Source organism: Paractinoplanes rishiriensis, assembly GCF_016862375.1.
In the GTDB taxonomy this organism is placed as follows: domain Bacteria; phylum Actinomycetota; class Actinomycetes; order Mycobacteriales; family Micromonosporaceae; genus Actinoplanes; species Actinoplanes rishiriensis.
In genome coordinates this window covers 140,361-152,844 of record NZ_BOMV01000056.1, presented here as the reverse complement: position 1 = coordinate 152,844, position 12,484 = coordinate 140,361, and the positions used below count along the sequence as shown (strand labels likewise).

Here is a 12,484-nt window from a genome sequence, read left to right as displayed (position 1 = left end):
CAATGTCGTTCGAAGCGTGGGTTGCCACTGTGCCTTCTCTGCCGCGGGTTCGCGGCCGGTCGGCTCGGCCTGGTGCCGGGAGACTGCGGTTCGCTTTCTATGGGCGGCTCTCGACGAGTGAGTATCAGGATCCGGTGTCGTCGCGGGCCTGGCAGTTGGAGACGGCGCAGCGGCTGGTCGCCGGCTGGGGCCGGATAGTGGTGGAGTTCTTCGACTCGGGGGCGTCACGGAGCCTGCCCTGGTCCAAACGGCCGCAGGCGGCGGCATTGCTTGCCGCGGCGGCGGATCCGGACCGGGCGTTCGATGCGGTCGTGGTGGGCGAGTTTGAGCGGGCGTTCGCTGGCGGTGGCGAAGCCCGGCGGGTGATCGAGACGCTGCAGGGCCTCGGCATCCGATTGTGGCTGCCTGAAGCGCAGGGCCCGGTCGATCTCGACGAACCGGATCATCGGGCGTTGTTGATGATGCTGGGTCATCAATCGCAGCGTGAGGTGATGCGTACCCGGTTCCGGGTCCGCACGGCGATGGCGGCCCAGGTCCGCGAGCAAGGCCGCCATCAGGGCGGTCGCCCACCGTACGGCTACCAGCTGGTCGACGCCGGCCCGCACCCGAACCAGATCCAGGCCAGCTGGGGCCGCCGCCAGCACCGCCTGGACATCGATCCGGTGACAGCCTCGCACGTCCGGTGGATCTTCGCCCGCCGCCTGGCCGGCACGAGCACGGCCGGGATCGCCCGGGAACTCAACGAACGACGGATCCCGTCACCCGGCGTCTACGACCGGGTCCGCAACCCCCACCGGACGCAGGCGGTGTGGACGGTGCGGACGGTCGCGGCGATCCTGGCCAACCCCCCGCTACACCGGCCGGCAGGTGTGGAACCGGCAGTTCACCGACCACCGCGAAGCCGTCCCCGGTGACCGGCGCAGCAGCCTCGGCCCGGTCCGGATCTGGAACCCACGCTCCGAGTGGGTCGTCTCCGCCAACCGTGCCCACCCGCCGCTGGTCAGCGATGACGACTTCACCACAGCCCAGCAAATCACCGCTCAGGCGATGCCGCAGGACGGGCAGCAGCGCCGGTATGCGCTGACCGGTCTGGTGATCTGCGGCATCTGCGGACGACGCATGGCCGGGCACTGGGTCAACCAGCGGCCCGGCTACCGCTGCCGCCACGGCCACACCAGCGGCCAACCCGCCACCGGCGAAGCGCCACGCTGGCTCTACTGGGCCGAGACCCGCCTCGTCGAGCACCTAGCCGCCGCGAACAGCTCAATCGCCGACACCGGCAGCGTCGACCGCCTCGCCGCACATCTGCGCAGCCGCGACTTGGTCATAGTCGGTGCTCGGGGCACCGCCACGATCACCGACATCAACGAACAGCACGGCAGCCCGCCGGTAGCGAACAACGCCGACGCCCTTGAGCCCGATGAGCTCATGGCCGAACCGCCATCGACCATTTGTCCCGAGCAACGGACACAAGGCGAGCGCGACCGACACGCCCGCCGATCCTCGGCTCGGAGGACAAGGAAATCTCGGCGGAGCCGGGCAGCAGCAAGAAACCCCACGCGATCCCACCGGAAACGTGAGTGATCAACATGGGGTTTAACGTGTCCGGAGGGGGACTTGAACCCCCACGCGCTCTGAGGGCGCCAGTTCGCATATCTCGGCCCTCGGCGTGGTCACCACTGCTTGGGGAATGGCGACCACGCCAAGATTCGCGGCGCAGGGTGCTCCGGCTGGTGGAGTCTCAGCCGGTGACCGTGGCGTGCAGGAGCCAGCGCACCTGCGGTGACGGGCACGGGGTCGGCTGGTGGCGGCACGCTGCGTCGGTGATGCTCGACAGGTCGACCTGGCCGGGGGCGTTCGCCACATACCGGGCCAGCAGCGGGTCGGCCGTCGGATAGCCGCCCGAGACCGCGGCCAGGGACAGCACCCCCTCGGCAGACAGCGCCGGCGGCACATAGTTACCGGGCAGGCTGACCACCAGGGTGTCCCCGACGGCCAGGCTGGTCGAGCCCTGGTTATTGGTGGCGGTGACCACGACCGTCTGGCCCCCGCCGGACGGCGGCACGCCGACTACGTTGACCGCCACCCGCCACAGCGCCCCGGCCTCGGTGTCGCTGTGCAGCGTCTCCGAGCCGTCGGCGGCCGCCCGGTAGAGCACAGTCAGCGGCTGACCGGTGGTGCCGCCGCCGCTGCTCGACAGTTCGGTGAGCGCGGTGCCGGTGAGATCCGGCTTGCGGTAACCGCCGGACAGGTTGACCGCCAGCGTCTGGCCCACGCGCAGGGTCACGGTGCGGGTGTTGTCGAGCTCGGTGACCGTGAAGTCAGCGGCCGGCGGCGGGGGAGTGGTGCCGTTGTCGCAGGTCAGCGCGGGCGGTGGGAAGACGCCGTCGAGCTGCATGCCGAACGTGGTGGCGGCGCCGGCCGCCAGGGTGCCGTTCCAGCGGGTGTTGACCGCGGTGGCGGTGCTGCCGGTGGTGCTGACCGTGGCGTTCCAGGCGGTGCGGACCCGCTGGCCGGTGACCAGGGGCCAGGACACGGCCCACTTGGCGGCGGTCGCGGCGGACGTGTTGGTGACGGTGACGGAGACGATCTGGCCGCCGCGCGGGCCGGAGCCCCACTCGGAGTCGATCCGGACGGTGGCGCTGCACCCGCCGCCGGGAGTGCCGGCCAGCGTCGGCGTGGCGGCGAACGAGACGATCAACGCGGCGGCGGCGGCGATACCGGACACCATGGCGGTAGCGAGCCGGATTGTTTTCATGCGCGAAACATAGGTCCGGCCGAAGTGGACGTCAATGACCAGCATCGATGCGTGCGGGTGACCCGGTGGAAAGTTCACGTGTACGAAATCGCAGGCCGATATCGTTCCGCCATCCTCGACGACATCGACCCGTTCATCGGGACCGCCGCCACCGACCTGCCGAGCCCGCACGGTCTCGCCGCCACCTGGTGGTGGCCGAAGCCTCAGGTCGGCAACACCCACCCGGGCGCCACCTCGCCGCTCGGCATGGTGTCCGCCTGCGCCTACTCGGGCGCCTACCCGACCGGCTACGGCCGGTACGCCAAGAACACCGAGGGCGTGCCGGAGGAGATGTTCGGCCGGCTCCAGGCGTCCGGCTTCACCCACTTCCAGCAGTCCGGCACCGGCGCCATCCGCAAGTACTACAACTACGTGCGGGTGACGCCGATGGTGCAGCCGCTCGACGAACTGGGCGAGTCCTGGGGGCTGCGCGACGAGGTGGCCGAGGCCGGCTACTACGCCGCGACCCTGGACACCGGGGTGCGTTGCGAGATCACCGTGGGCGCCAAGGTCGCCGTGCACCGCTACACGTTCCCCGAGCACCACTCCGCGCGGGTGGTGGTCGACCTGTCGCTCGGAGGGCTGGCCATCGACCTGGGCCGGACCGTGCCGCTGCGGGCCCAGGTGGAGAGCATCGGCCACGGGCGGGCGCAGGGCACCGTGGTGATGGAGGGTGTGCCGCTGTCGGTCTATCTCGAGACGGACACCCCCGGCTGGCGACAAATGCTCTGGTACGACCGGCGCCTGATCGACGGCGGCACCCGCCTGGATTTCGACAGCATCCGGCACACGACGCTCCGCCCGTTCGGGATGCTCTTTATGGGGTCGACCCGTCCGGGGCAGACCGTCGAGCTGCGGATGGGGTTCTCGCTGCGCGGATGCGACCAGGCCCGGCGCAACCTGGAACGCGAGTGCGGCCCGGACGCGCCGGCCTTCAACGTGGTCCGCTCCCGCACCCGGGCCCGCTGGCGCGAGTACGTCAGCCGGGTGCAGGTCGAGGGCGGCACCCGGGCCCGCCGCCGGGTCTTCGCGACCGGGCTCTACCACTCGCTGATCAAGCCGGCCATCGCCGACGACGAGAGCCCGTTCTGGCCCACCGCCGGCCCGTTCGCGTTCGACGTCTGCACCATGTGGGACATCTACAAGACCCAGTTGCCGCTGCTCGCCGCGATCGCGCCGGACCGGTTCGCCGACCTGCTGGAGTCGCTCATCCGGGTCTGTGAGGAGGAGGGCAACTTCCCGATCGGCTACCGGATGGCCCGCGGCGCCGACCGGTTCTTCCGGCAGGCGAGCGCGCTCGCGCACACCGCTTTGGCGGACGCGTACGCGCTGCGCCTGAGCGGGATCGACTGGAGTTGGGCGCTCGTGCACATGTCCGACGACCTGCGCCGGATGTACGGCGAGGACTTCTACGAGCACGGCGTGGTGCACCCGATCACGCACACCCTCGACCTCGCGTACGGGCATTTCTGCACCGCCCAGGTGGCCCGCGCGGTCAACGACCGCCGGCTCGCCGACGACTCGGAACGCCGTGGCCGCGGCTGGATCAACGCCTTCGACCCGGCCACCGGGCTGCTGCGCGACTCGGAGTTCTACGAGGGCGGCAAGTGGAACTACTCGTTTCGGCTGATCCACGACATGGCCGCCCGGATCGGCCTGGCCGGCGGCGACGCGGGTTTCGTGGCCATGCTGGACGAATTCTTCGGGTACGGCGCCGAGCCGGTGAAGCAGCCCGGCCGCTGCCCCGATTCGGTGGAGATGGCGGCCGGCTACGCGCTGAACCGCTTCGAGGGCCTCAACAACGAGCCGGACATGGAGGCACCCTGGGCGTACCACTACGCCGGCCGGCCGGACCGCACCGCCGAGGTGGTGCACTCCGCGCTGACCTGGCAGTTCGGCACCGGTCCCGGCGGGCTGCCGGGCAACGACGACTCGGGCGGCCTCAGTTCCTGGTACGTGTGGGCGTCGCTGGGCCTGTTCCCGGTGGCCGGGCAGCACCTGTTCCTGGTCAACGCGCCGGCCTTCGAGCGCGCGGTGCTGCAGGCCGGCGACGGTGAGTTCGTCATCGAGACCAGCGGGCACCGGCAGACCCCGATCGGCGTCGACGGCCTCGACCAGAGCCCGCCGGCCCAGTACGTCCAGTCCGCCACGCTCAACGGCAAGCCGCTGCACGGCAGCCACCTGAGCGCCGCGGACGTGCATCGCGGCGGCCGGTTGCACCTGGTGCTCGGCCCCGAGCCGTCGGACTGGGGGAGCCGCCGGCGTCCCCCGTCGCACCCCGCCCCGAAGGGATGACAATGACGTATCCCCAGCGCCGCCTGGTCATCGTGGTCCGCGCCGACCCGGTGATCTGCGGGCACTCCGGCGAGGCCCGCAACCTCGCCGAGATCGCCCTCACCCGAGGCTTCGACGACGTCCGGCTGCTGACCTGGCCGATACCGGCGCTGGAGGCGGCCGGGCTGCCGCTCAAGCCGCTGGACCGGCTGCTCCCGTACAGCCCCGGGATCACCGTGGAACGGCCGGAGCCGGTCGGCGACTACCGGGTGCCGGACGGCCGGCACCTGGCCGGGCTCACCGGCCGGCTGGTCGAACTGCTCGCCGAGCCGGTGCCGACCATCTGCCTGTCGATGTATCTGGTGCCGCACACGAACGTGGTGGTCGACGCGGTCGCGGCGGCCCGGGCGGCCGGTTTCGCCCCGCAGGTGCACACGGTCGCCAAGGCGGTCGGCTCGGACGTCACCAACGTGATCAAATCCTGCCTGCGCGAGGGCCGGTTCGGCGCCGCCACGGTCCTGTTCACCACGTTCCTGGCGAACGACGAACTGGTGGCGGTCTCCGACTACACCCGCGACGAGATCATCGCGTCGGCCGCCGAGGTGGATGTGCACTGCGGCACCAGCTTCGCCGAGCAGTGCCGCCGCCGGGTCACGGTGAGCTACCCGCCGATCCACGCGGCGGCCTTCCTCGACCCGCAACCGGCGGCGGTGGCGGCGGCGCTGGCCCGGCGGGGCCTGGAACGCGACGGCTACATCCTGTTCCTGTCCCGGGTGGCGCGGGCCAAGGGCATCTACGACCTGGTGATCGCGTACGGGCAGATGCGTTGCCGGGAGAAGGTCAAGCTGGTGGTGGCGGGCACCGGTCCGGCGCTCGAACACGTCCGGGCGATGGCCAAGGAGGACGACCGGATCATCTTCCTGACCGATGTGGATGACGAGGAAAAATCACTGCTGATGAACGGGTGTGCGGCCTACGCGCTGCCCACGAAGCCGGAACCGGACTTCGTCGAGACGTTCGGCATAGCCCTGGCGGAAAAGATGCTGACCGGCGGCGGACCGGTGGTGACAACGCTGACCGGGGGCACCGGCGAGGCGGTCGGTGACGCCGCCGTGATCGTCGAGCCGGGCGACATCAACGGCCTGGCCGACGCCCTGGACCGGGTGGTGCTGGAGATGTCGCCGGCCGAGCGCCGGGACCTGGAGCGGCGGGCCCGGGCGAAGGCGCTGACCTTCGACCGCGCGGCCGTCTTCGACCAGCTGATCCCCCCGGTCCCGGCCCGGTCCGGAGCCGGCGCCGAGGTCACCGCGGGCTGGTCGCGGCGCCTCTGATGTGTGGGGCGGCCGGGCCGTGTGGCCCGCCGGGTGGGAAGCGGAAGCGATGCACGCCGGTGATGGTGAAGCCGGCCGCGGTGATCGCGGCCGCGGTGTCGCGGCCGGTGTGGCAGCCGCCCGCCAGCAGCGGCCACAAGGTCGCGTCGGCGAAGCGCTGGGCGCGCCGCATGGCGCCGGGCTGGTCGGCTGCCACGTGTTCGAGGAAGCGTAACTCGCCGCCGGGGCGCAGCACTCGTCTTACCTCGGCGAGCGCGGCGGCCTGGTCCGGAACGGTGCACAGGACCAGCGCGGTGACCGCGGCGTCGAACTCGCCGTCCTTGCCGGGCAGCGCGCCGGCCAGGCCGTCGACCACGGTGATCGGCACGGGCGCGGTGCGGGCCGCCTCTAGTGCGGCGGCGCGCAGGCGGGGTTCGGGCTCGACGGCGACCACCTCGGTGACCGTCGGCGGGTAGTGGGTGAACATCCGGCCGTTGCCGGCGCCTACCTCGATGACCCGGCCGGTCAGGCCGGCGGCCAGGGCGGCGCGGTGCTCGGCGGCGCCGGCCCGGTCCATCGCGGCGCTCAGCCGCTGGTAGACCCGGGCGAACACCGGGTGGGACACCCTCGAAACGGCCATGACTCCACGATATGGGGGAGCCGCCACCCCGAGCCGTCACTCTCGGTCACCAGGAGATGGCGGCAAATTTTTCCCGGAGCCCTCCCGCGCAGGTCAGTGCCACAATGTCCGCCGCGGGTCCCTGGCAGTTCGCTGGGAGCGCTCCCAAAACTTGTTAACATCTATGGACGCCGCCTGCGGGCGGACGTATCGTACTCCCCGAATCCCCAGCTCAGGCAACAGGAGGACCGGCATGCGTCGCGCCGTTCAGACTCTTGTCGTCGGCGGAGCGCTGCTGTTTGCGGCCGCCTGCGGCACCTCGAAAAGCCCCGCTCCCGCGGACGCGGACACACCCGCGGTCGGGGCGAGCGCGGGTGCGGCAGCGCAACCAGCCGCTCTCGCCGAGACGAAGGCGCTGTGTGAAGGCCTCGGTCAGGTCTACAACAAGAACATGGGCCTGTTCGCAGAGTCACTGACCAAGATGGTCGGCTCGAAGGGCGCGAAGGCCGACGTGCAGGAGGCCCAGGTCGCGCTCAAGACCTTCTCGACCGCGGTGCTCCAGGCCACCGAGAAGAGCGCCGACGCGCAGCTGAAGGCCGACGGCCAGAAGGCGGCCGGACAGCTTCAGGCGAAGTCGGCCGACGCCGCCTTCTTCAAGACCATCAAGACCAACGAGGACGTCAACAAGGTCCTCGGCCCCACCCTCAAGGAATGGCTTTCCCCGGTACAGACCCACTGCTCCTGAGCTTGGCCTTCGCTCGGAGCAGTGTCCAGCGGGCCCGCAGCGCGCCACCACGCGCCGCGGGCCCGCGGTCTATTTCCAGCGGGTGGGCAGCAGCGCCGGGATGCGCTGCATGTGTTCGGCGTACGCGGGGCGGCGCGCCAGTGAGCGGCGGTCCATCAGGGGCACGCTGACGAACGTGAACAGCAGCACCATGGCGACCGGCCCCACCACGGTCCACCACCAGGACGGCGCGGCGGCCAGGGCGAACAGCCACATGCCCCACCAGAAGCCGATCTCGCCCAGGTAGTTGGGGTGCCGGGAGAAGCGCCACAGTCCGATGTCGACGATCCGGCCCCGGTTGCCCGGCTCGCGGGTGAACCGCCGCAGCTGCCAGTCGGCCACCGCCTCCACGCCGATGGCGGTCGCGGTGACCAGCGCGGCGAACACGTCCAGCGGTCCGAACGACCGGCCGTCCACGGTGATCGCCGGCCACACGGCGAGCAGGCCGGCGAAGACCACCAGGGTCGGCATCAGGTGGATCCCGGTGAACGTGACCAGCCACCACGGCAACCGGCCGGCCGTCTGCTCGCGGATCTGCACGTACCGCCAATCCTCGTGGCCGAGGCCGCGCCAGGAGGCCGCCCAGTTCGCGGTCAGGCGCACCGCCCAGATCAGCAGCAGGCCGACCACCAGCGACTGCCGGGCCGCGACGGCGTCACCGCGCCACCCCACCCAGGCCACCGCGATCACCGCGGGCGCCACGCTCCAGTACGGGTCATAGATGCTGGAGTTGCCGAACAACATGGACCCGCCGAACACCACCACGGTGGCGACGAGGTCGGCCCAGAACGTGACGGCGAGCGGTCCCGACCCGGGCAGCGCAGACCCGGGCAGCGCGCCCACCACCGCCGCGGCGGCCACGGCCGCCACCAGATAGACCGCGGTCACCACCGCGAAACCCGTGGGCCGGTCGGTCCCGGCCAGGCGCACCGACATGCGCACAGCGTAGGTGCCTTTCGGTGCGGTGGCCATGATCACCCGGCAAGCCTATCTAACTTATGGGATTAGTAGGTACGCTGCGCGGGTGACCGATGTCGATGTGCGGACCGCCGTGCCGCTGGTGTTCTCGGCCGTGGGCAAGGCTTTCGCCGCCAACGGCCGGCGGCACCACGTGCTCGCGGAGGTGGACCTCACGGTTGCGGCCGGCGAGATAGTGGCGCTGCTCGGGACGTCCGGTTGTGGCAAGTCCACGCTGCTGCGGCTGGCCGGCGGCCTCGACGTGCCCAGCGCGGGGGAGGTGCTGGTCGGCGGCCGGGCGGTGCGCGGCATCGAGTCGCGCTGTGCGGTGGTGTTCCAGGAGCCGCGCCTGCTGCCCTGGCGGACCGTCGAGCGCAACGTGGCGTACGGGCTGCCCCACGACGTGACCGGCAGCCGGGCTCGCGCGGAGGTGGCGCACCTGCTCGACGTGGTGGGGCTGACGGCGTTCGCCCGGCACCGGCCGCGGCAGGTCTCCGGCGGCATGGCGCAGCGGGCCGCCCTGGCCCGGGCCCTCGCGCGGCGTCCCGGCGTACTGCTGCTCGATGAACCCTTCGCGGCGCTGGACGCGCTCACCCGCCTTCGCATGCAGGACCTGCTGGCCGACGTGCAACGCACGGCCGGCACCACCGTCCTGCTGGTCACCCACGACGTGGACGAGGCACTGCACCTGGCCGACCGGGTGGTCCTGCTGGGGCCGGGAGAGTCAACCCCGGACAAAGCGTCGGGCGTACGGCTGATCCGTGACGTGCCCGGCCGGCGCCCGCGGGATCGCGGCGACGCGGAACTGGCGGCGCTGCGGGCCGCCCTGCTGACCGAACTGGGCGTCGGAAACCCATGAAAGGAACCACCGATATGCGGATCACCCGTGTTCTTGTTGCGGCCACTCTCCTGCTGGGCGGGTGCGTCCAGGGCGAGGACGCGCCGAAGGCGGCCGAGGCCGTCACGCTGCGCCTCGACTACGCCTACTACAACCCGGCCAGCCTGGTGCTGCACGAGCAGAAGTGGCTGGAGACCGACCTGGCGGCCAAGGGCGTCACGGTGACCTGGCAGCTCTCGGCGGGCAGCAACAAGGCCAACGAGGCGCTGCGCGGCGACGCCATCGACGTGGGCTCGACGGCCGGGGCGGCCGCGCTGGTGGCCCGGGCCAACGGTTCGCCGATCAAGACGATCGGCGTGTTCAGCCAGCCGGAGTGGGCCGCCGTCGTGGTGCCCAAGGGTTCGGCCGTCAGGTCCGTGGCCGGGCTGCGCGGCCGGCGGATCGCCGCCACCAAAGGGCACCGACCCGTACTTCTTCCTGCTCCAGGCCCTGGACGGCGCCGGGCTCAAGCCGTCCGACGTGACCGTGGTCAACCTGCAGCACGCCGACGGCCGCACCGCGCTCGAGCGCGGCGACGTCGACGCCTGGGCCGGCCTCGACCCGCTGATGGCGCAGTCCGAATTGGAGTCCGGGTCCAAGCTCATCTTCCGCAACGTCGCGTTCAACTCGTACGGCGTCCTGAATGCGCGCGAGGAGTTCCTGAGCGCCCACCCCGACCTCGCCCAGGCGGTGGTCAACGCGTACGAGCGCGCCCGTCAATGGATCAAGGACAACCCCGCGGAGGCGGTGGCCCTGTACGCGCGGGAGGCCAAGATCTCGCCGCGGGTGGCCGAGCTGGTGCTGACCGAGCGCACCCGCCTCGACATCGACCCGGTGCCCGGCCCCGCCCAGCGCGTCGTCTTCGAGAAGATCCTGCCGGTGCTGGTGGCCGACGCCAACGTCAAGACCGAGCAGGACGCACGCACCGCGGTCGACTCGCTCTTCGAGCCCCGGTACGCGACCGCGCGGAGCGCCACGTGACGCTCGCCCCGCCCCGGCGGCGTGCCGAGACCACGCCGCCGGTCTGGAGCCGCCGCGCCCGCCCGGCGTGGACCTGGGCCGCGGGCGCGGTGCTGCCGCTGCTGCTCCTGGCCGTCTGGCAGTGGGCGGCCGCGGCCGGGATCTATTCGCGGGCACAGTTGCCGCCGCCGGCCGAGGTGGTGTCGGCGTTGGGTGAACTGCTGGCGCGCGGCGAACTCTGGCACCACCTGGCGATCAGCACGCAACGGGTGCTGATCGGCTTCGCGGCCGGCTCAGCGCTGGGCCTGGCCCTGGGCGGCCTGGTCGGACTGTCCGGTCCGGCCCGCGCCGCGCTGTCGCCCACGGTCCAGGCGATCCGCGCGGTGCCGTCGCTGGCCTGGGTGCCGCTGCTGCTGCTCTGGCTGGGCATCGGTGAGACCCCGAAGATCGTGCTGGTGGCAATCGGCGCGTTCTTCCCCGTCTACACCACGGTGTCCGCGGCGCTCTCGCACGTCGACCCGCACCTGGTCGAGGTCGGCCGCGCGTACGGCCGCAGTGGTCTGGGTCTTTTAGGCACTGTGCTTTTCCCGGCGGCCACCCCCGCGGTCCTGTCCGGCCTGCGGCTGGGCCTGGCGCAGGGCTGGCTGTTCCTGGTGGCGGCCGAACTGATCGCGTCCTCGATGGGCCTGGGCTTCCTGCTGATCGACAGCCAGAACACCGGCCGCACCGACGTGATGCTGCTGGCCATCATCCTGCTGGCGGCCCTGGGCAAACTGAGCGACACCCTGCTCGGCCTGGCCGAACGCCACGTCCTGACCCCTCGCTGAGGGTCAGGCGACGCCGCCGTCCGGGGCCTTCTTGGGCAGGTGCAGGATGCGGGCGCCGCCCGGCACCTCCTCCGGCTCGGCGGGGCCGGCCTCGGCGCGGTGGGCGTTCGCGGCCACGCGGACGTCGCGGAAATCCTGGACGGCCTGCAGGGACAGGCGGATCAGGGCGGTCAGGTCGCCCTTGGCCAGCAGCAGGACGTCGTCCAGGACCGGGGCCGGAATTTCCAGGTCGCGCGGGCCGTAGCAGTCGTGCCAGGCCATGTCGGCGAGCAGCAGCAGATCGAGGGCGGCGTCGACGTGCTCGGGCGGGAACAGGCCGGCCAACCGGGGTCGCAACTCGCGGCGGCGGTGGGCGGAACCGACCCCCATTTCGCACCTCCGGCCGGGTCGCTGGCGACTCTCGCAAACCTACGTCATTGACGCTACAACGGTCAGCGGCCGAACGCCTATGCGATCACGAGCCGGTTGGCTGGCAGGCCTCGAGATAGGTGTGGGCGAGGGTGACCAGCTCATCCGGGGCGTCGGCCTGGAAGCGGACCTCGCGGACGCCGGTGGCCGGGCCCTCGGGGAGATCGAGCGTGCGGGGCTCGCGGAGGACCACGTCGACCGCGGTCTGGCTGCCGACGGCGATCGAGACGCGGTCGCCGGCGTGCTGGACCGTGCCGCTGCCGTCGGGATAACGGCTGACCGCGCGTACCAGCTCGATCTCGGACCAGGGCAAGGTGAGGTCGACGCTGGTGCTGTTGCGGATGCGCAGGCCAGCAGGGCCGACCACGTGCCGGTGGGTGCGCAGGATGGCGCCGATGCCGAGCATCCAGACCACGCCCCAGACGCCGAGGCCGAGCGCGGCGTAGCGGACCGTGGGCCAGGGCAGCACGTGCTGCAGCACCACGTCGACGACGGCCACCTCGATCGCGGAGACCACGGTGAGCGCGATCAGGATGGGGGCGACGGCGCGGGCGTAGCCGAACGTGCGGGCGCCCGGTTCGAGCCTCTCGGGCAGCCGTAGCAGCACCCGGAGCAGGCTGCCCCACATGATCAGCTCGTACCGGACCACCTTCTTGATCAGCCGCATCATC

Annotated in this window: 13 protein-coding genes and 2 pseudogenes; 9 read left to right on the top strand and 6 right to left on the bottom strand. The window is 71.6% G+C overall.

Translation table 11 applies throughout. From position 1 onward, the window contains the following. Positions 1-134: 134 nt before the first annotated feature. A complete protein-coding gene (locus Ari01nite_RS50000) occupies positions 135-914 on the top strand; it encodes a recombinase family protein (RefSeq protein WP_239162987.1) in 780 nt (259 codons plus the stop codon). Positions 915-1,047: 133 nt separating this feature from the next. Continuing rightward, a pseudogene (locus tag Ari01nite_RS51305) lies at positions 1,048-1,173 on the top strand (recombinase zinc ribbon domain-containing protein); the annotation flags it as partial. Between the two features lie 90 nt (positions 1,174-1,263). Here the strand turns inward: Ari01nite_RS51305 and Ari01nite_RS49990 are convergent. Beyond that, positions 1,264-1,491 carry a hypothetical protein gene (locus tag Ari01nite_RS49990; RefSeq protein ID WP_239162989.1) on the bottom strand — a complete coding sequence of 76 codons (228 nt, stop codon included), beginning with the start codon at positions 1,489-1,491 and terminating at the stop codon, positions 1,264-1,266. Positions 1,492-1,741: 250 nt separating this feature from the next. Next, on the bottom strand, positions 1,742-2,758 hold the full coding sequence (locus tag Ari01nite_RS24465; protein WP_203784344.1) for a cellulose binding domain-containing protein: 1,017 nt from the start codon (positions 2,756-2,758) through the stop codon (positions 1,742-1,744). 78 nt (positions 2,759-2,836) lie between these two features. Here Ari01nite_RS24465 and Ari01nite_RS24460 point away from each other — a divergent pair, with 78 nt between their 5' ends. Further along, on the top strand, positions 2,837-5,092 hold the full coding sequence (locus Ari01nite_RS24460; RefSeq protein ID WP_239162986.1) for a GH92 family glycosyl hydrolase: 2,256 nt from the start codon (positions 2,837-2,839) through the stop codon (positions 5,090-5,092). Positions 5,093-5,094: 2 nt separating this feature from the next. Further along, complete coding sequence (locus Ari01nite_RS24455) at positions 5,095-6,402, top strand: glycosyltransferase (protein WP_203784343.1); 1,308 nt, start codon at positions 5,095-5,097, stop codon at positions 6,400-6,402. Here the strand turns inward: Ari01nite_RS24455 and Ari01nite_RS24450 are convergent. Then, positions 6,374-7,021: a class I SAM-dependent methyltransferase gene (locus tag Ari01nite_RS24450; protein WP_203784342.1), complete on the bottom strand. Its 648-nt coding sequence runs from the start codon at positions 7,019-7,021 to the stop codon at positions 6,374-6,376. The two genes, Ari01nite_RS24455 and Ari01nite_RS24450, sit on opposite strands and share 29 nt — an antisense overlap. A 232-nt stretch (positions 7,022-7,253) precedes the next feature. On the opposite strand from Ari01nite_RS24450, the gene Ari01nite_RS24445 reads away from it, so the two are divergent. Next, entirely contained in the window at positions 7,254-7,745 is a 492-nt protein-coding gene (locus tag Ari01nite_RS24445; protein WP_203784341.1) for a hypothetical protein, read from the top strand. A 69-nt stretch (positions 7,746-7,814) separates the two neighbouring features. Here Ari01nite_RS24445 and Ari01nite_RS24440 read toward each other — a convergent pair whose 3' ends face one another. Then, positions 7,815-8,720: a DUF1295 domain-containing protein gene (locus Ari01nite_RS24440; RefSeq protein WP_203784340.1), complete on the bottom strand. Its 906-nt coding sequence runs from the start codon at positions 8,718-8,720 to the stop codon at positions 7,815-7,817. A gap of 88 nt (positions 8,721-8,808) precedes the next feature. Between Ari01nite_RS24440 and Ari01nite_RS24435 the strand changes: the two genes are divergently transcribed. From Ari01nite_RS24435 to Ari01nite_RS49980, 4 genes and pseudogenes are all read left to right on the top strand, one after another. Continuing rightward, positions 8,809-9,600 carry an ABC transporter ATP-binding protein gene (locus tag Ari01nite_RS24435; protein WP_239162985.1) on the top strand — a complete coding sequence of 264 codons (792 nt, stop codon included), beginning with the start codon at positions 8,809-8,811 and terminating at the stop codon, positions 9,598-9,600. Then, positions 9,597-9,974, top strand: a pseudogene (locus tag Ari01nite_RS51425) (hypothetical protein); the annotation flags it as partial. The gene Ari01nite_RS24435 and the pseudogene Ari01nite_RS51425, both read left to right, overlap by 4 nt. An 82-nt stretch (positions 9,975-10,056) precedes the next feature. After that, a complete protein-coding gene (locus Ari01nite_RS50955; RefSeq protein WP_275410869.1) occupies positions 10,057-10,599 on the top strand; it encodes an ABC transporter substrate-binding protein in 543 nt (180 codons plus the stop codon). Beyond that, positions 10,596-11,405, top strand: a complete 810-nt coding sequence (locus Ari01nite_RS49980) for an ABC transporter permease (protein WP_239162984.1) — start codon at positions 10,596-10,598, stop codon at positions 11,403-11,405. Before Ari01nite_RS50955 ends, Ari01nite_RS49980 begins: the two co-directional genes overlap by 4 nt. A 3-nt stretch (positions 11,406-11,408) precedes the next feature. Here the strand turns inward: Ari01nite_RS49980 and Ari01nite_RS24425 are convergent, their stop codons facing one another. Then, positions 11,409-11,774: a hypothetical protein gene (locus tag Ari01nite_RS24425; protein ID WP_203784338.1), complete on the bottom strand. Its 366-nt coding sequence runs from the start codon at positions 11,772-11,774 to the stop codon at positions 11,409-11,411. A gap of 85 nt (positions 11,775-11,859) precedes the next feature. After that, a complete protein-coding gene (locus tag Ari01nite_RS24420; protein WP_203784337.1) occupies positions 11,860-12,480 on the bottom strand; it encodes a hypothetical protein in 621 nt (206 codons plus the stop codon). Positions 12,481-12,484 lie beyond the last annotated feature (4 nt).